Annotated in this window: 19 protein-coding genes and 2 tRNA genes; 8 read left to right on the top strand and 13 right to left on the bottom strand. The window is 74.7% G+C overall.

Annotated elements, in window-relative coordinates:
* Positions 1-42: 42 nt before the first annotated feature.
* A complete protein-coding gene (locus tag ACZ407_RS21740) occupies positions 43-252 on the bottom strand; it encodes a hypothetical protein (protein ID WP_468130602.1) in 210 nt (69 codons plus the stop codon).
* 81 nt (positions 253-333) lie between these two features.
* Between ACZ407_RS21740 and ACZ407_RS21735 the strand changes: the two genes are divergently transcribed.
* A complete protein-coding gene (locus tag ACZ407_RS21735) occupies positions 334-1323 on the top strand; it encodes a helix-turn-helix domain-containing protein (RefSeq protein WP_468130600.1) in 990 nt (329 codons plus the stop codon).
* Between the two features lie 25 nt (positions 1324-1348).
* Here ACZ407_RS21735 and def read toward each other — a convergent pair whose 3' ends face one another.
* The 8 genes from def to ACZ407_RS21695 all read right to left on the bottom strand — a co-directional run bounded on the left by def (position 1349) and on the right by ACZ407_RS21695 (position 9005).
* On the bottom strand, positions 1349-1993 hold the full coding sequence (gene def, locus ACZ407_RS21730; protein WP_468130598.1) for a peptide deformylase: 645 nt from the start codon (positions 1991-1993) through the stop codon (positions 1349-1351).
* 57 nt (positions 1994-2050) lie between these two features.
* Complete coding sequence (locus tag ACZ407_RS21725) at positions 2051-3046, bottom strand: tetratricopeptide repeat protein (RefSeq protein ID WP_468130596.1); 996 nt, start codon at positions 3044-3046, stop codon at positions 2051-2053.
* A gap of 119 nt (positions 3047-3165) precedes the next feature.
* On the bottom strand, positions 3166-4515 hold the full coding sequence (locus tag ACZ407_RS21720; RefSeq protein WP_468130594.1) for an HD-GYP domain-containing protein: 1350 nt from the start codon (positions 4513-4515) through the stop codon (positions 3166-3168).
* Positions 4512-5987, bottom strand: coding sequence for an HD-GYP domain-containing protein (locus ACZ407_RS21715; protein WP_468130592.1), 1476 nt, complete (start codon positions 5985-5987; stop codon positions 4512-4514). The genes ACZ407_RS21720 and ACZ407_RS21715 overlap by 4 nt, the downstream gene beginning before the upstream one ends.
* 227 nt (positions 5988-6214) lie before the next feature.
* Positions 6215-6532, bottom strand: coding sequence for a mycothiol system anti-sigma-R factor (gene rsrA, locus ACZ407_RS21710; RefSeq protein ID WP_468130590.1), 318 nt, complete (start codon positions 6530-6532; stop codon positions 6215-6217).
* Complete coding sequence (locus tag ACZ407_RS21705; RefSeq protein WP_468130778.1) at positions 6529-7173, bottom strand: sigma-70 family RNA polymerase sigma factor; 645 nt, start codon at positions 7171-7173, stop codon at positions 6529-6531. Before ACZ407_RS21705 ends, rsrA begins: the two co-directional genes overlap by 4 nt.
* Before the next feature lie 350 nt (positions 7174-7523).
* On the bottom strand, positions 7524-8159 hold the full coding sequence (locus ACZ407_RS21700) for an alpha/beta hydrolase family protein (protein ID WP_468130588.1): 636 nt from the start codon (positions 8157-8159) through the stop codon (positions 7524-7526).
* 30 nt (positions 8160-8189) lie between these two features.
* Positions 8190-9005, bottom strand: a complete 816-nt coding sequence (locus ACZ407_RS21695) for an SOS response-associated peptidase (RefSeq protein WP_468130586.1) — start codon at positions 9003-9005, stop codon at positions 8190-8192.
* A gap of 53 nt (positions 9006-9058) precedes the next feature.
* Between ACZ407_RS21695 and ACZ407_RS21690 the strand changes: the two genes are divergently transcribed.
* From ACZ407_RS21690 to ACZ407_RS21675, 4 genes are all read left to right on the top strand, one after another.
* Entirely contained in the window at positions 9059-9772 is a 714-nt protein-coding gene (locus ACZ407_RS21690; RefSeq protein WP_468130584.1) for a M50 family metallopeptidase, read from the top strand.
* A 54-nt stretch (positions 9773-9826) separates the two neighbouring features.
* Positions 9827-11164: a 3-phosphoshikimate 1-carboxyvinyltransferase gene (aroA, locus tag ACZ407_RS21685; protein ID WP_468130582.1), complete on the top strand. Its 1338-nt coding sequence runs from the start codon at positions 9827-9829 to the stop codon at positions 11162-11164.
* 4 nt (positions 11165-11168) lie between these two features.
* Positions 11169-12179, top strand: coding sequence for a ribosome small subunit-dependent GTPase A (gene rsgA, locus ACZ407_RS21680; protein ID WP_468130580.1), 1011 nt, complete (start codon positions 11169-11171; stop codon positions 12177-12179).
* Between the two features lie 151 nt (positions 12180-12330).
* Positions 12331-12654, top strand: a complete 324-nt coding sequence (locus ACZ407_RS21675) for a DMT family transporter (RefSeq protein WP_468130578.1) — start codon at positions 12331-12333, stop codon at positions 12652-12654.
* A gap of 37 nt (positions 12655-12691) precedes the next feature.
* On the opposite strand, the gene ACZ407_RS21670 is transcribed toward ACZ407_RS21675, so the two are convergent.
* On the bottom strand, positions 12692-13228 hold the full coding sequence (locus ACZ407_RS21670) for a TetR/AcrR family transcriptional regulator (RefSeq protein WP_468130776.1): 537 nt from the start codon (positions 13226-13228) through the stop codon (positions 12692-12694).
* 142 nt (positions 13229-13370) lie between these two features.
* On the opposite strand from ACZ407_RS21670, the gene hisN reads away from it, so the two are divergent.
* From hisN to ACZ407_RS21655, 3 genes are all read left to right on the top strand, one after another.
* Positions 13371-14171, top strand: a complete 801-nt coding sequence (gene hisN, locus ACZ407_RS21665; RefSeq protein ID WP_468130576.1) for a histidinol-phosphatase — start codon at positions 13371-13373, stop codon at positions 14169-14171.
* 289 nt (positions 14172-14460) lie between these two features.
* Positions 14461-14853: a CBS domain-containing protein gene (locus tag ACZ407_RS21660; RefSeq protein WP_468130574.1), complete on the top strand. Its 393-nt coding sequence runs from the start codon at positions 14461-14463 to the stop codon at positions 14851-14853.
* A gap of 168 nt (positions 14854-15021) precedes the next feature.
* Positions 15022-15438: a Fur family transcriptional regulator gene (locus ACZ407_RS21655; protein WP_468130572.1), complete on the top strand. Its 417-nt coding sequence runs from the start codon at positions 15022-15024 to the stop codon at positions 15436-15438.
* A gap of 182 nt (positions 15439-15620) precedes the next feature.
* On the opposite strand, the gene ACZ407_RS21650 is transcribed toward ACZ407_RS21655, so the two are convergent.
* The 3 genes from ACZ407_RS21650 to ACZ407_RS21640 form a co-directional block, all read right to left on the bottom strand.
* Positions 15621-15694 (bottom strand) — tRNA-Met (locus ACZ407_RS21650).
* Between the two features lie 87 nt (positions 15695-15781).
* On the bottom strand, positions 15782-17590 hold the full coding sequence (locus ACZ407_RS21645) for a tetratricopeptide repeat protein (RefSeq protein WP_468130570.1): 1809 nt from the start codon (positions 17588-17590) through the stop codon (positions 15782-15784).
* A 202-nt stretch (positions 17591-17792) separates the two neighbouring features.
* Positions 17793-17866 (bottom strand) — tRNA-Met (locus ACZ407_RS21640).
* Positions 17867-17869 lie beyond the last annotated feature (3 nt).

Here is a 17869-nt window from a genome sequence, read left to right as displayed (position 1 = left end):
CGGCATCGCCGCGTCCGGGCGGGGTTCCCGTCGCGCGGCCCGTCAGCCGCCCGCGGCGTGCCGGACGGCGATGCGGGGCCGGCGGCGGCCGGTCTCCGTCGCGCAGTTCCCGGCGGCGATGCGCTCGGCGCGCAGGGAGGCCGCGCGCAGCTGCCGGTCGATGCGGCGGTCGCGGAGGGTTCCGTACAGGGCGGGGCCGAGGAGCAGGGCGGCGGCGGACAGGACGGCGAGGTAGTTCAGGAACGTGCTCATGGCTCCACTCTCGTGGGGCCGTCGCCTTCCCGGCAGTGGCAGGACTGTCATGAAACAACGAATTGCTGCCACACTGGAGGCATGCTGAACAACGTGGCCGTGGCCGTCGTGAACGGGGTCGCCCCCTTCGAGCTCGGGGTCTTCTGCGAGGTCTTCGGCATCGACCGCAGCGAGATGGGACTGCCGGTGTACGACTTCGCCGTGTGCGCCGCCGAGCCGGGCCCGGAGCCGCTCACGGTCGGCGCCGGCGCCTTCCGGGTGCTCGCCCCGCACGGGCTGGAGCGCCTCGCCGAAGCGGACCTGGTCTGCCTGCCCGCCGACCGGGAGGCACCGGTGCGCGACTACCCCGAACCCCTGCTGGAGGCGGTCCGCGCCGCCGTGGACCGCGGCGCCCGCGTCCTGAGCGTGTGCAGCGGCGCGTTCGTCCTGGGGGCGGCCGGGCTGCTCGACGGACGCCGCTGCACGACCCACTGGATGCACGCCCAGGCCCTGGCCCGGCGCTTCCCCCGGGCCCTGGTGGACCCGGACGTGCTCTACGTGGACGAAGGCCCGGTGATCACCGCCGCGGGCACCGCGTCCGGGATCGACGCCTGCCTGCACGTGGTGCGGCAGGAGCACGGCGCCGAGGTGGCCAACACGATCGCCCGCCGGATGGTCGTGCCGCCCCACCGGGACGGCGGCCAGGCCCAGTTCATCCAGCGCCCGCTGCCGCGCACCAGCTGCGACACGGTCGGCGAGGTGCTCGGCTGGATGACCGAGCACTTGGCGGAGGAGATCACCGTGGAGCAGCTCGCGGACCGGGCGCACATGTCACCGCGCACCTTCGCCCGCCGCTTCCTCCAGGAGACGGGCACCACCCCGTACCGCTGGCTGCTGCGCCGCCGGGTGCTGTTCGCGCAGGAGCTGCTGGAGACGACCGACGACACGGTGGACTCGGTCGCCGGCCGCTGCGGCTTCGGCAACGCCGCCGCACTGCGCCACCACTTCCTGCGCACGCTCGGCACCACCCCGAACGCCTTCCGCCGCACCTTCCGCGGCCCGCAGGCCGCGGAGGTGACGGGGGCGGCGTGACCCGCGCGGCCCGGCGGCCGTACGGCTACTGCGGGTTCGGGACGGTCTCGTAGCGCGGGGTGCCCTCGGCCATCTGGCGCAGCGCGTCCTTGCGGTCGCGCTTCGAGAGGCGGTCGATGTACAGGTAGCCGTACAGGTGGTCGGTCTCGTGCTGGAGGCAGCGGGCGAAGTAGCCGGTGCCGCGGACCTTGATCGGGTTGCCCTGGGCGTCCTGGCCGTGCACCTCGGCGTAGTCCGGGCGGGCCAGCGCCGCGTACGCGGTCGGGACCGACAGGCAGCCCTCGTTGGAGTCGTCGAGGATGCGGCGGTCGGCCGGCAGCTCCTGGAGGACCGGGTTGACGACCACGCCGGTGTGGCGCACGCCCTCGTCGTCGGGGCAGTCGTACACGAAGACCTTCAGGTCCACGCCGATCTGGTTGGCGGCCAGGCCCACGCCCTCGGCGGCCTTCTGGCTCGCGAACATGTCGTCGATCAGCGCGGCCAGCTCGTCGCCGAACTCGGTGACGTCCTTGCACTCGCGGTGGAGCACGGGGTTGCCGACGACCGTGATGGGGCGGGCCGTACCGCGCTCCCGGTAGGCGAGCTCACGCGCCTCGCAGTCCTCGGTGTCCACGACGTAGCCGTCGTTGACCTCTGCGGGCTCGCCGACCGTGTTCTCCTGCTGCGCCATCTCCGCCGTACGCCTTCCGTAAGTCTCCGGTGTGCCCGTACAGACTACGGGGAGCTCTCAGCAGACTTCTTCGAGATCCCGCCACTCCCGGGTGTCCGGGCTGTCGGCCACCCACCCGTCGAGCAGTCCGCGCACCAGCCCGGCCGGGGCCGCGATCCCGCACTCCCGCTCGGGCACCCACAGCGAGCCGGAGCCCGCCGTCCGGTGGCCCAGCGGTCCCGGGTGCCCGGGCTCGCTGTGGTCGTGCGGGTCCAGGTGCTCCCCGTCGCCCTCACCGCTGGGCATCGCGCTCTCCGAGCAGGTCCGGCACAGCAGCCGTACCGAGGAGGACCAGTCCTCCGCGGCGAAGCCGGCGTCCGAGGCCAGCTGCTCCAGGGCGTCCCGGTCCGCCTCGGTGGCCGCTTCCAGCAGCACCACCCAGGTCGGCACCGGCGAGGGCGCCCACAGCTCGATCTCGTCGAAGACCGGGTACGCCGGACCGGCCGCGGTCACCCGCTCGCCGTGCGGCACCCCGTCGTGCAGGACCACCTCGCCCCAGCGCCGCCCGGACGAGGGCAGCGGGATCGAGAGGACCTCCATCCGGGCCGGATCGAGCCTGCGGCCCCACACGACCTCGGCCTCGCCCTCGGGCGAGAGCCGCACCGCCGCGCTGCCGAGCTCCATGCCCACCGGCTCCCCGGTGCCCACGCCGCCGCGCTGGTCGCCCGGCACCTTCAGCCCGTACGCCTGCCAGGCCCGCCGGGCCAGCGGCCAGTCCTGCAGGGCGGTGGCGGCGATCCCCACGTTCCACCAGTCGGGTGCCCCGGTCTCCCGGTCGAGCAGGGCCACGGCGCGCAGCCCCGCGGCCCGCGCCTGCTCCCAGTCGTGCCGGAACTTGTGCAGCAGGGCCAGGTTGAACCAGGACTCCGACAGCCATGGCTCCATGTCGGCGGCGCGCGTCAGCAGCGCCCCCGCGTCCTCGTACCGGCCGTCGCCGATCAGCGTGAACGCGCGGTCGGTGGCCTGCCGCCACGAGGCGGAGGGCCGATGCCGTACCTTCCCGAAGATCCTCACGATTCCCGCCTGCCTGGGGGCACCTCCCAGCGGTGGCTGGGGGACTACGGTGCAGCCTTGCGGACACTCTCACTCGCATCCAACCATGCCCACTCGGACGGCCGCTCATTACCCATGGGTTACCCCGGTGCAGACGGGGCGACTCCGGCACGTCCGGGGCCTTTCCGGCCGCCCGGCCGCGGTCCGCGCACACCACTCGGACGGCCCCCCGGCGCAGCCCGGCGGCCGCCCCGCTGGAGCACCCGGGCCAGGGCCTCGACCACGGCGGGCTGGTAGTCGTGCGCGGTGCCCAGCCGCAGCTGCTCCAGGGCGGCGAGGGAGCCGCCCGGGTGCCGGGCCCCGCCCGCGAGGTCGTCGTAGGCGTTGACCGTGCGCACGATCCGGGCGCTGAGCGGCTGCTGCCGGTACGGGTCGGCCTGGCGCTCGACCACGACGGCCACCTCCTGGGGCACCCCGGTCTGCCGGGCCACCTCGCCGCCCAGCTCGGCGATCCGGCGCCGGTCGGCCTCGGGCAGCGGGGCAGTGGCCCCGCCGGGCACCGGGTCGACGAGGGCCAGCTGCCCGATGTCGTGCATGAGGGCGGCGTACTCCAGGACGGTGAGCTCCCGCTCGGAGAGGCCCAGGTCCCGGCCGACGGCGCAGCTGAGCGCGGCGACCCGGCGGGCGTGCCCGGGCTGCGTGCAGCCGGCGATCTCGGTGGCCCGGGCCAGCGAGGTGATCGTCTGCCGGTAGGTGGTGCGGACGGCGGCGATCCGGCGGAAGGACAGCTGGGTGAGCACCAGCGGCACGCTGAGGACGGGCAGGGCCCACAGCCCGGCGCCGGCCACCCCGAGGGCCATCACCACCCCGGTCGCGCAGATGGCCGAGCCGATCCCGGCGAGCGCGCGCAGCTGGTCGCGCAGCAGCGGCCCGTACGGCCATCCGGTGCGCGCGGCGGCGAGCGCGGCGGCGAGCACCGCGTCGCACAGGGCGCTCAGCCCGAGCAGGAGGACCAGGAAGAGCACCAGGTACGGGCCCTGGCCCAGCCGGTCGGTGAGCCGTCCGGAGTGGTGGAGCGGCTGGAAGCAGGCGGCGGCGAAGGCCACGGTGAGCACCCGGCGGGCGACGTGGTCGAGGGCGGGCCCGCGGCCCAGGGCCACGTGCGGCACGACCCCGACGAGCGCGGCCGCGACGACCACGGCGACGACCTGGAGCACCCCGTGGTGGGTGGCCTGGCCGGCGTTCTGCCCGAGCAGGGCGTACGCGAGGGCCCCGGCGGAGCCCAGCGGGGCGGGCTGGCGGTCCCCGGGGGGCAGCCGCCCGGCCCGGTCGCGCATGTCCCGGCGGGCCAGCTCCCCGACGGTGACGAGCACCCCGAAGGCGAGGGCGATGCGGGGTTCCACGACCCCGTGCCAGAGGGTGTGCCAGAGCCCGGCCGCGGTCAGCACCCCGGCCGCGGCCCGCACGCCCCACACGGTGGCCGTCCTCACCGCGCGCCTCCGGTGCCGCCGGGACCGCCGGCCGGGCCGCCGCCGCTGCCGGGCTCGCGGATGTGGTCGGGCCGGGCGGCGGGACCGGCCGGGGCGGCCGGGGGGACGGCGTCCGCGGGGGCGGCCGGCTGGGCGGGCAGGCCCGGCAGGCCCCCGCCCGCCGGGATCACCTGGAGGTCGGCGTCCGATGTCACCACCGGCCGCCAGCCGTGCCGGTCCACGGCCCGCACCAGGGCCGCCACCATGGCCGGGTCGAACTGCGCCCCGGCGCACCGCTCCAGCTCGGCCATGGCCACCGGCACCGGGCGGGCCCGGCTGTAGGAGCGGGTGGAGGTCATCGCGTCGAAGGCGTCGGCCACGGCCACCACCCGGGCCAGCACCGGGATCTGGTCCCCGGTCAGCCCGTACGGGTAGCCGGAGCCGTCCACCCGTTCGTGGTGGTGCAGGATCGCCGTACGGGCCTCGCCGAGGAAGCCGATCCCGCGCACCATCTCGTGCCCGTACTCCGGGTGCAGCTCGATGATCCGGCGCTCCTCCGGTGTGAGCGGCCCGTCCTTGCGCAGCAGCCGGGTGGGCACGCCGAGCTTGCCCACGTCGTGGAGGATCCCCGCGATGCGGACCACCTCCAGCCGGTCCTCCCCCATGCCCAGCTCGCGGGCGATCATGGCGGAGGCCTGGCCCACCCGCTCGCTGTGGCCGCGGGTGTAGCGGTCCTTGATGTCCACGGCCTGGACCAGGGCGCGGATGGTGGCCTGGTGGGCGGTGCGCTCGCGGTGGTACTGGGCGAAGACCCAGCAGGAGATGTACATCGGGAGCAGGACCAGGAGCGCGGCCGGGATCCCGTAGGGGCTGCGCCACATGACGGCCATCATCAGCCCGGCCGGCCCGTGCACGGCGTGCGGTCCGAGGGCGCCGGGCAGCAGTCCCCGCCAGGCGGCGCGGGCCGGCAGCCGTTCGGCGGCGGCCAGCACCCCGCCTTCGAGGGCGGCCAGCACCAGCCCGAAGACCACGGCCGCCGCGGCCGCCGGGAGGAGGACGTACGGGAAGTCCGGGACCCAGCCCGGGCCCCGGCCGGCGAGCGCCTCGGGCCCGCCGAGCAGGGCGTACACCCGTCCGGCGGACCAGGCGGCCAGGGCCTGCTGGGCGGCGTGCCACACCCGGCGGACCAGGGCGGGCCGCTGGCTCACCCGGCCGGCCAGGGCGCCGGGCACGGCCGCGAGCGCAGCGCCCGCGGGCGGGAGGAGGAAGACGGCGGCGAGCAGCACCGGGAAGAAGGCGCCGATGCCCTCGGGCACCCGGCTGCCCAGGAGCCGGGGCGCTTTGAGGACTTCCAGTGCGGGATAGAGCGCGGCCAGCGTCAACAGGGCCGCCCAGGGGGTGCTTTCGTCGGCCGGTGCGGGAACGGCACAGGCGATTGCGCCGAGAACGGCGCACACGATATAGACACGCGCCGCCGGCGGAAGCACCCGCATCGCGCTGCTCCTCCCCGTGTGCCCAGGCAAGTCGGGGTGCCGCCTCGAAGAGCGGTACCGACTGGGGAGAATATGGCGGCGCCCGATGCCGACGGGGCCCATTTTCGTATTGCGCCGTCCGGGCGCCCCCGGATTAGCACCTTCGGGTGAACGAAGTGCGTCTGTTCCGGGGGCGTTCGGGTGACCGGGAGGCGAATGCGCGCGGGCCGCCGGGAGCCCCGGCGGGCTCAGGTCGCGGCGGGTCCGGCGGCCGCGGGGCCCGCCGTGATGTCCTGGTCGGGGACGGCCTGGCCGGAGCGGATCAGCTCGATCCGGCCCATGACCTTGGAGCGCAGGTCGGTCGGGACGTCGTCCGAACCGCAGCAGCGCTTCACCAGCTTCTTCACGGCCTGTTCCAGGCCGTACTTCTCCAGGCAGGGATTGCACTCGCCGAAGTGCGTTTCGAACTTCGTGCAGTCGCTGTCCGGCATCTCGTGGTCGAGGAACTCATACAGGTGGTCCAGGACCTCAGAGCAGTCCGTCTCGTGCGGCTCTCCGCAGCTCATGAGCCCGAGCCTTTCCGGTCGTTCGACTCTCCCGCACCGGCGGGGACCAGCCCGCGCTCACGGGCGTAGTCCTCCAGCATCCCGCGGAGTTGACGGCGGCCACGGTGCAGTCGCGACATGACCGTACCGATGGGTGTACCCATGATGTCCGCGATCTCCTTGTACGCAAACCCCTCGACGTCCGCGAGATACACGGCGATGCGGAACTCTTCCGGAATGGCCTGAAGAGCTTCCTTCACATCGGAATCGGGCAGGTGGTCGAGGGCCTGCGACTCGGCGGAACGCAGACCGGTGGACATGTGCGACTCGGCGCGCGCCAGCTGCCAGTCCTCGATCTCCTCGGCCGCGCTGCGCTGCGGCTCGCGCTGCTTCTTGCGGTACGAGTTGATGAAGGTGTTGGTCAGGATGCGGTACAGCCACGCCTTCAGATTGGTCCCCTCGCGGAACTGGTGGAAGGACGCGTACGCCTTGGCGTACGTCTCCTGCACCAGGTCCTCCGCATCGGCCGGGTTGCGCGTCATGCGCAGGGCCGCGGAGTACATCTGGTCGAGGTAGCCGAGGGCGTCCCGCTCGAAGCGCAGGCTGCGCTCCTCGGTCGACTCCTCCGCGCGGACGTCGTCGGTCCCGGAAACAGGACCCACCTCCTCCAAGACCGTGGCAGACCCGAACGCGGACCCGCTCGAATCGGAGAATACGCGACCATCCCGACGGTCCGCCGCTCGAATGGGGGCCTTCTTGAGGTCCGTCTTGGGCGCCGCGAGCACCACCCACTCCAGGTCAGCGGCCTGCGGGCGGTCGGGGCAGATGGTCGAGCCCATGCGGTGCCTCTTCTCCTCTGGCTGTGCTGTACGTACCGACGTCCCGTACAACCCGGCCGCCGCGCAGCACATTCCCGCTGCCGGCGCCAGTCGTGCGAGCTGCGTCACGGGGCATCGGCCGCGCGTCACGCGGCGGGGCCCGCTCCCGGGGGCCCCGGACCTCCGGGCTCCGCTCAGGGGAAGAGGCGTTCCAGCCAGTCGCCGACGGTCCCGGCGATCAGTTCCAGGGCCGCCTCCTGGGTGAGCTCCGCCTTCTTGGGCACGGCGAACCCGTGGTCGGCGAACGGCACCCCGACCAGCTCGTGGTCCCCTTCCGGGAATTCCTCCGGCCGCCCGAAGGGGTCCCGGCCGCCCTGCACCACGAGGGCGGGCAGGCCCGCCCCGGTCAGCTCCCCGGCCCGCGAGCGCTCCGGCTTCCCCGGCGGGTGCAGCGGGAAGGACAGCGCGAGCACGGCCGCGGCCCCCAGCGCGGCCCCGGTCCGGCAGGCCACCCGGGCGCCCGCGCTGCGGCCGCCGGCGACCACCGGCAGCCCCGGCTCCGCGAGGGCCGGCCACAGCCCGCGCCAGCCCTCGTCCAGGGTCTTGGGGGCGGGGGCGACCTTCTTCCCGGCCACCCGCCAGGGCTGCTCGACCAGGGCCACGGAGAACCCGCGGGCGGGCAGGGCCTCCGACAGCGCCTGCAGGTCGCGGGCCTCGATGCCGCCGCCCGCGCCGTGGCCCACGGCGAGGACCGCACGGGCCCGGGCGGCGGGGACCCAGGTGACTCGGGCGTCCCCGGCCGGGGTGGGGACGGTCTCGATGCGCGTCATGGGCCCATCCTGCCCGCTGCCCGCCGCAGGTCAGAACAGGGTTCCGAGCTCCGGCGCGGCGAGTTCGGCGAGCAGCTCGGGCCCGTTGTTGCGCACGTTGCTCACGGCGGTGGCCACCGGGTAGGCGCGCATCAGCCCGGGCGGGGGCGGCTCCAGCAGCCCGCGCAGCTCCTCGGCGCCGGTGCGGGCCGGGTCCAGCCAGGCGTCCCAGCGGTCCGGGGTGAGCATCAGCGGCATCCGGGGGTGGATCTCGGCGAGGCTGCGCGGCCCGTCGGCGGGGGCGGCCGCCAGCGGGGCGGTCTCGGCCTCGGCGGTCAGCACGGAGCAGGTGGCCCACCAGGCCTGCGGGTGCCCGTCGGGCAGGGCCGGGTCGCGCCAGAACTCGTATATGCCGGCCATGGCGAACACCGAGCCGTCGGCGGGCAGCACGAAGTACGGCTGCTTGCGGGGCCGCTTGCGCCGGCCCTCGACCTCCAGCTGCCGTTCCTCGGCGCCGGTGACCCACTCGTAGTAGCCGTCGGCGGGGACGATGCAGCGGCGCTGGGCGAAGGGGCCGCGGAACGAGGGCTTCTCGTGCACGGTCTCGGAGCGGGCGTTGATCATCCGGGCGGCGCCCTCCGCGTTCGGCGCCCAGGAGGGCACCAGCCCCCACCGGAGGACCCGCAGCTGCCGAACCGGACGGCGGTCCGCCGCGTCTTTCAGAGGGCGGTCGAGCACCACGTGGACCTCCTTGGTGGGGGCCACGTTCCAATCGGGGGCGAGGGTCTCCGAGGGTTCCCACTTCTCGATGCCGAACTGTTCGACGAGGTCCTCGGGCCGCCGGCTCGCTGCATACCTACCGCACATGGCTGCCACACTGCCATGGCCGCCACCCCGCACCGCAAGGAGTCCGCCACCTGATGGACAGCACCTCCCTCGCCGGCCTCTGGGACCGGCTCACCGGCATACAGGAGGCGCCCGCGCCCTGGCTGGTGGCCGCGACCGCCGCGGCCGCGCTCGCCGCCGTCGTCCCGCGCCCGGTGTGGCTGGTCGCCCGCAACGCGATCACCATCGCCCACGAGGGCGGGCACGGGCTGGCCGCGGTCCTCACGAACCGCCGGCTCCGCGGCATCCGGCTGCACTCGGACACCAGCGGGCTGACCGTCAGCCGCGGCCGCCCCACCGGGCCCGGCATGATCCTCACCGCCGCCGCCGGCTACACCGCCCCCTCGCTGCTGGGCCTGGGCGGGGCCTGGCTGCTGGCCGCGCACCGCGTGACCCTGCTGCTGTGGGTGGCCACCGCCCTGCTGCTCCTCATGCTGCTGTCCATCAGGAACGCGTACGGGGTCTTCACGGTCCTCCTCAGCGGCGGGACCTTCCTGCTGGTGTCCTGGCTGGCCCCCGAGGGGGTGCAGGCCGCCTTCGCCTACACGGCGGTCTGGTTCCTGCTGCTGGGCGGTGTCCGCCCGCCCTTCGAGCTCCAGCGCAAACGGCGGCTCCAGGGCGCCCCGGACTCGGACGCCGACCAGCTCGGGCGGCTCACCCACACCCCCGCCGGCGCCTGGCTCCTGTTCTTCCACGTCGTCTCGCTCACCTCGCTGAGCGGCGGCGGCCGGTGGCTGCTCGGACTGTGAGACCCGGCGGGCGCTCCGGCTCCGGCACCCGGCCCAGGGCCTAAAGTAAGGGCCATGACCTCGACCTCAGCGCCCCACGACCTCTGGCCCGCCCCGCTCGCCGACGGGGCCGTGCGCGCCACCGTCACCGTGCCGGGCTCCAAGTCGGTCACCAACCGCGCCCTCGTGCTGGCCGCCCTGGCCGCCGAGCCGGGCTGGGTGCGCCGTCCGCTGCGCTCCCGCGACTCCCAGCTGATGTCGGACGCCCTGCGCGCGCTGGGCGTGGGCATCGAGGAAACGGTCTCCTCCAGCTCCGCCGCGGGCGCCACGGGCGAGGCCTGGCGGGTCATCCCCGCCCCGCTGCACGGCCCGGCCGCGGTGGACGTGGGCAACGCGGGCACGGTCATGCGCTTCCTCCCGCCGGTCGCGGCCCTGGCCGACGGCACGGTCCGCTTCGACGGCGACCCCCGCTCGTACGAGCGCCCCCTGGGCCAGGTCATCACCGCCCTGCGCACCCTGGGCGCCCGCATCGACGACGAGGGCCGCGGCGCGCTGCCGCTGACGGTGCACGGCGGCGGGGCCCTGGACGGCGGGGTGGTCGAGATCGACGCCTCGAACTCCTCCCAGTTCGTCTCCGCACTGCTGCTCTCCGCCCCCCGCTTCAACCAGGGCGTCGAGGTCCGGCACACCGGCGAGACCCTGCCCTCCATGCCGCACATCCGCATGACGGTGGACATGCTGCGGGCCGCGGGCGCCCAGGTGGACACCCCGGAGTCGGGCGGCGAGAAGAACGTGTGGCGGGTCGCCCCCGGCGCCCTGCTCGGCCGCGACCTGGTGGTCGAGCCGGACCTGTCGAACGCGCAGCCGTTCCTGGCCGCGGCGATGGTCACCGGCGGCACCGTGACCATCCCCGACTGGCCGCACCGCACCACTCAGCCCGGTGACGCGCTGCGCACGATCTTCACCGAGATGGGCGGCTCCTGCGAGCTCACCGACGCCGGCCTGGTCTTCACCGGCACCGGCAAGATCCACGGCATCGACGTGGACCTGAGCGAGGTCGGCGAGCTCACCCCGGGCATCGCCGCCGTGGCCGCCCTGGCCGACTCGGAGTCCGTGCTCCGCGGGGTCGCGCACCTGCGCCTCCACGAGACGGACCGGCTGGCGGCCCTGACCAAGGAGATCAACGGGCTCGGCGGCGACGTCACCGAGACCGCCGACGGCCTGCGCATCCGGCCGCGCCCGCTGCGCGGCGGGGTGTTCCACACGTACGACGACCACCGGATGGCCACCGCGGGCGCGGTGATCGGCCTGGCGGTCCGGGGAGTGCAGATCGAGAACGTGGCCACCACCGCGAAGACCCTGCCGGACTTCCCGCGGATGTGGGCGGACATGCTCGCGGGAGCGGGAGCGTAGCGCGATGCGCCGGTACGGCAAGCACACCGACGAGGACGACATCCGGGCCCGGCCCAACCCGAAGGGCAACCGGCCCCGGACCAACATCCGGCCCAAGCACGAGGACGCGGCCGAGGGCTTCGTGCTCACCGTCGACCGCGGCCGCCTGACCTGCCTGGTCGACGACCGCAGGGTCACCGCGATGAAGGCCCGCGAGCTGGGCCGCAAGGCGGCGGTCGTGGGCGACCGGGTGTGGATCGTCGGCGACCTGTCGGGGAAGAAGGACACCCTCGCCCGCATCGTCCGGATCGAGGAGCGCAAGTCGGTCCTGCGGCGCACGGCCGACGACGACGACCCGTACGAGCGGGTGGTCGTCGCCAACGCCGACCAGCTGGCGATCGTGACGGCGCTCGCCGACCCGGAGCCGCGCCCCCGCATGATCGACCGCTGCCTGGTCGCCGCGTACGACGCGGGGCTGGAGCCGCTGCTGGTGCTGACCAAGTCCGACCTGGCCTCCCCCGACAAGCTGCTGGAGACGTACTCCACGCTCGGAGTGGACTACGTGGTCACCAACCGGGAGGAGCTGGCGGAGGGCGCGGCGGCCGACCGGGTGCGCGAGCGCCTGGTGGGCCGGATCACCGCCTTCGTCGGCCACTCGGGCGTGGGCAAGACCACCCTGGTCAACTCGCTGGTGGCGGCCGACCGGCAGCGGGCCACCGGCCACGTCAACGCGGTCACCGGCCGCGGCCGGCACACCACCACCTCGGCGCTGGCCCTGCCGCTGCCGGGGGCGGAGGGCTGGGTCATCGACACCCCGGGCGTACGCTCCTTCGGCCTGCACCACATCGAGCCCTCCCGGGTGATCCACGCCTTCCCGGACCTGGAGCCGGGTACGGAGGGCTGCCCGCGGGCGTGCAGCCACGACGAGCCGGACTGCGCGCTGGACCAGTGGGTGGCCGACGGGCACGCCGAGCCGGCCCGGCTGTTCTCGCTGCGCCGGCTGCTGGCCACCCGCGAACGGCGCGAGGGCGACTGAGGCCCGCGGGCGCCGCCTCCCCGGGCGGGGCGGCGGCCGCGGGCCCGTGCGGCGCGCGGGCGGCCGGGTTTGGCCGGTGCCGTGTCTGGTAAATGCATAATCGCACCAAGTGGCGCGAGGCCGTGTCACATGACGCGGGGAGGCATCCGACATGGCGTGGCTGCTGGTTGTCGTGGCGGGAATCCTCGAAACGGGGTTCGCGGTCTGCCTCAAGCTGTCCCACGGCTTCACCCGGCTGTGGCCGACGATCGCCTTCGCCGCCTTCGCGCTCGGCAGCTTCGGCCTGCTGACCCTGGCCCTGCGCAAGCTCGACGTGGGTCCCGCGTACGCGGTGTGGACCGGCATCGGGGCGGCCGGCACCGCGATCTACGGCATGGTCTTCCTCGGCGACCTCGTCTCCACCCTGAAGATCGTCTCGATCTCGTTCGTCATCATCGGGGTGATCGGCCTCCAGCTGTCCGGGAGCGCCCACTGAGCGGGGGCCCCGGCCGCCGGGCCGGTCCCCCGGCCGCTCACAGCACCAGCTCCAGCAGTTCCCCGAGCTCCCGGCCGTCCGCTTCCCCGTCGGGCGCGACCAGGTAGGACAGGGCCACCCGTACGGCGAGTTCGCAGCGCAGCGCCCCGGCCTCCCCGTCCGCCAGGGCCTCCGCCGCCCGGTCGCGCACGGCGCGGGCCAGGTCGGCGGGCCCGGGGACGGAGTCCGGACGGCGCCGGGCCGGCAGGTCCGGATCCCAGCAGCCGGTGAGCAGGGCGCGCAGCAGCGGGTGCGCCCGCGCGGCCCGCACGGTCCACTCGGCGACCGCGAGCAGCCGCTCGCGGGGCGCGGCCGGGGCCCCGAGGGCCCGGTCCACCCCGGCGAGGTACCAGTCGGCCTCCCGCCGCACCAGCGCCCGGGCCAGGCCGTCCTTGCCGCCGAACTCGTTGTAGAGGGTCTGCCGCGAGACCCCGGCGGCGGCGGCCACGTCCACCATCCGCACGGCGGGCCAGGGCCGGCCCGTCAGCGCCACCTGGGCTGCCTCCAGCAGGGATTCCCGCGCTGCCGGCATCATCGCCTCCCGCCCCGCACTCCGTCCGGGAACCTCAGCCATCTCCGCCAGCGTTGACGGGCCGCCGCACCCTGTCAAGGGGGCCCGCGCGCCATGACGTGGACACCGTGTGGTCCGGCCGATTCCGTGCCGATACTGTTCGGCCATGCCCGAGTATGACGATGATCTGCGCCTTGCCCACGCGCTCGCGGACGCGGCCGACGCCGCCACCATGCAGCGGTTCCAGGCCCTGGACCTCAAGGTCGAGACCAAGCCGGACATGACCCCGGTGAGCGAGGCCGACAAGGCCGCCGAGGAGGTCGTACGGGCACTGCTGAAGGCCGCCCGGCCGGACGACGCGGTGCTGGGCGAGGAGTACGGGGTCGAGGGCTCGGGCCCGCGCCGCTGGGTCGTGGACCCGATCGACGGGACGAAGAACTACGTGCGCGGGGTCCCCGTGTGGGCCACCCTGATCGCCCTGATGGCCGAGGGGGCGGACGGGGTGTGGCGCCCGGTGGTCGGCGTGGTGTCCGCCCCGGCGCTGGGCCGCCGCTGGTGGGCCTCCGAGGGCGGCGGCGCGTACACCGGCCCGGGCCCGGAGCAGGGCCGCCGCATCGGGGTCTCGCAGGTGGGCTCGCTGGCGGACGCCTCCTTCGCGTACTCCTCGCTGAGCGGCTGGGAGGAGCAGGGCCGGCTGCCCGGCTTCCTGGACCTGACCCGCAGTGTCTGGCGCACCCGCGCGTACGGGGACTTCTGGCCGTACATGCTGGTCGCCGAGGGTGCGGTGGACATCTGCGCCGAGCCGGAGCTGTCCCTGTGGGACATGGCGGCGAACGCGATCGTGGTGCAGGAGGCGGGCGGCCGCTTCACCGCCCTGGACGGGACCCCCGGGGTGCACGGCGGCAACGCGGCGGCCTCGAACGGCCTGCTCCACGAGGAACTGCTCGGCTTCCTGAACCGCAGCTGAGGCCGTCCGCCCGGATGCGGCGCCGGGCCGGGGTCTTCCCGTACCGGCGCCGGGCCGGGGTCTTCCCGCGCCGGCGCTGAGCGGGGGCTTTCCGTGCCGGCGCTGAGCGGGGGCTTTGCGCCCCGGCTCCGGGCCAGGGGTCGCACACCTCGCCGGCCGCATGCGCGCCGTGCCCCCTTGTTCGCTCTCCGTGTCCGTGCCACCCTGAGAATCCCCCCGCTTGTGCGTTTGTGAATTCCTTCTCGAATGCGGCCAGGGCGGGGGGAACGCCTAGGAGGTGGCTCTCTTCATGCTCGTCCGTGACGCCATGAGCACGCTCATCCTGACCCTCGGACCCGCCCACACCCTCCGGCAGGCCGCCTGCCTGATGTCCGGCCGGCGCGTCGGCGCAGCCGTCGTCCTCGACCCCGACACCAGCGGGATCGGCATCCTCACCGAGCGCGACATCCTGAACTCGCTGGGCGCGGGACACGATCCCGACCGCGAGACCGTCGGCGCGCACACCACGAACAACGTGGTGTTCTGCACCCCCGACGCCACGCTTCAGGAAGCCGCCGAGGCCATGGCCCACGGCGGCTTCCGGCACCTGATCGTGCTCGCGGACGGCGGCCCCGTGGGCATCGTCTCGGTCCGCGACGTCATCCGCTGCTGGGTCCCGGCCCGGCGCACGGTCCCCGCGTGACGCGCCGGCGGGCCGGCACCCCCGCCGGGGCCCGGCCCGCCGGCCCACTCCGGCGGCGGTCCGGTCCGGACCCCGCCCCGGAATGGACTTCGTCCAGATCGATTGAAGATCCAATTCCGAACCCGTTCGGGAACTACACCGGATCCCTCCGCTGTTAGGCTGGCGGGTATGAGTGACCTGCTGGAACGACTTCGCGGACGCGGATGGCGCATGACCGCACAGCGGCGCGTCGTGGCCGAGGTGCTCGACGGTGACCACGTGCACCTGACGGCCGACGAAGTGCATGCGCGTGCCGTGGCGAAACTGCCCGAGATCTCCCGGGCGACCGTCTACAACACCCTGGGCGAGCTGGTCTCCCTCGGCGAGGTGCTGGAGGTCGCGACCGACCGGCGGGCCAAGCGCTACGACCCGAACGCCCACCGCCCGCACCAGCACCTGGTGTGCGCCCGCTGCGGCGCGATCCGCGACGTGCACCCGTCGGGCAATCCGCTGTCGGACCTGCCCGACTCCGAGCGCTTCGGCTTCGTCGTCTCGGACGTGGAGGTCACCTACCGCGGCATCTGCCCGAGCTGCGCCGCCGCCTGAGCGGGCCCGCACCGCCCGGCCCGGCACGGTACGAACGAACGGGAAGAGGGTCCCCGCCCGGCGGGGGCCCTCTTCGTCTTCCGCGCCGCAGGGAGGCGGGACCGCAGGCGGCCCTGGCCGGACCGCAGCACACGCGCAAGAAGGCCCGGATCCAGTTCCCTGGATCCGGGCCTTCTCTTCAGTAGCGGGGACAGGATTTGAACCTGCGACCTCTGGGTTATGAGCCCAGCGAGCTACCGAGCTGCTCCACCCCGCGTCGGTGAACCCCACGTTACGCGATGGCCCCGACCAGGTGCAAATCCATTGCAGCGGGCCCGGCGGACCCCCGGCCGGGGACCCCGCGCTACGCCGTGAGTTCCTCCTCCAGGGCCTCGCGCAGCCGCGCCGCCCGCTGGGCCACCTCCGCCGGCCCCAGCTCCACGGCCCGCGCGCACCACTTGCGCGCCTCGTTGAGGTCCCCGTGGCGCGCGGCGAGCAGCCCCAGGCGCAGGGCGGCCCGGCCGTGGCCCGCCACCGCGGCCCGGGTCCACCACAGGGCGGCCTCCGGCTCGCTGCCCTCGCGGGCGAGGAGCAGGCCGAGGTTGAAGGCCCCGTTGCGGCTGCCGGCCTCGGCGGCCTCCCGGTACCAGCGGGCGGCCGTGCCCAGTTCCCCGCGGCCCGCCGCGAGCATGCCCACGCGGACCTGGGCCCGCCGGTGGCCCTGCTCGGCGGCGCGCTCGTACCACTCCTCGCTCTCGGTCTTGCCCGGCGCGGGCTCGCCGAGGGCCGGGGGCTCGGCGGGCGGGGCCAGCGATTCGAGCAGCGCGGCCAGCCGGAAGGCCGCCTCCGCGCTGCCCCCGCCGGCCGCGCACCGCAGGTGCCGCTCGGCCGCCCGCTCCTCGCCGTCGCGCACCAGCGCGATGCCGACCTGGAGGGCGGCGTCGGTGTGGCCGGCCGAGGCGGCGCGCTCGTACCACTTCAGGGCGGTGCGGTCCTCGTCCCGGCCGGCGAAGAGGATCCCGAGGTTGAAGGCGGCGTCCACGCTGCCCGCCTCGGCCGCCTTGGAGAACCAGGGCTCGGCCCCGGCCGCGTCCCCGACCTGGAGCAGCAGGATCGCGAGCGCGTTCGCCGCCTCGCGGTGGCCCGCGTAGGCGGCCCGCCGGTACCACTGCTCGGCCTGCTGCATGCGCTCCTGCGCGGCGCACAGCAGTCCCAGGTTGTAGGCGCCGTTGTCGTCGCCCGCGTCCATGGCGGCGCGGTACCACTTCTCCGCGGTCTGGGTCTCGCCGCGGGCGGCGTGCAGGGCGCCCAGCGCGTTGGCCGCGTTGCCGTCGCCGTCCTCGGCGGCGCGCAGCCACCAGGAGGCCGCGCCCTCCTCGTCCCCGGCGTCGCGCAGCAGGAAGCCGAGGGCGCAGGCGGCCCGGGCCTCGCCCTGCTTGGCGGAGGTCAGGTACCAGCGGCCCGCCTCCTTGACCTCCCCGCGGGCCTCCAGGAGCGTGCCGAGGTGCAGGGCGGCCCGGCGGTGGCCGCGGGCGGCGGCCTGCCGGTACCACTGTTCGGCCTCGGCCTTGCGGTCCCGGCGCAGCAGCCGGGCCAGGCGGTACGCGGCCTCGCGGTGGCCCTGCTCGGCGGCGGCGCGCAGCCAGCGCTCGGCGGCCGCGTCCCCGCGGTGCTCCAGCAGGTCGGCGAGGGCGTACGCGCCCAGGGTGTGGCCGGATTCGGCGGCCTGGCGCAGCCAGTACTCGGCGGCCGGCTCGTCACCGCGCTCGCGGTAGTGGCGGCCCAGGGCGTGGGCGGCCGCGGCGGAGCCGGCGACGGCGGCGACCCGCCACCAGCCGGCGGCCTCCTCGGCGCGACCCCGCTGGTGCAGCAGGACGCCGAGGTTGTTGGCGGCGGCCCGGTCGCCGGAGGCGGTGGCTCCGCGGAGGTAGGGTTCGGCGCCGTCGAGGTCGCCGCGGCGCAGCAGGGAGGCTCCGAGCACGCTCATCGACGCCGCGTCCCCCGCGTCGGCGGCAGCGCGGTGCCGCGCCTCCAGCTCGGCGTCGGCCACCGCTTCGGTCATCGCGGTGTCGACCGCCTCGGCCAGGAGTGCCTCGGTACCCGTGGTCTTGTTCTCGTCGGATTCCGCCCGCACAAACCGCCCTGTCTCCAGCAGAGTTGACCTGTCCCCCATAAATCCCATCGTCGCATCACCTGCAACCCGCGTACACCTGGTATGTCGCAGCCAGTGAGGTCACTACAGCGTTTTGTCGACATGCCCACAGAGTGACAAGTCAAACACGCTCCCGCCTCAACTCACCCCCACCGGGTGACAGATCAACGAGCGGACACATGACGAAGGCCCGGATCCAGTGGATCCGGGCCTTCGTTCGGAGTAGCGGGGACAGGATTTGAACCTGCGACCTCTGGGTTATGAGCCCAGCGAGCTACCGAGCTGCTCCACCCCGCGTCG

It is taken from the genome of Streptomyces sp. NPDC030809, from assembly GCF_055572195.1.
Note: the sequence above shows the minus strand (reverse complement) of the source record. Positions and strands in the feature narration are given on the sequence as shown.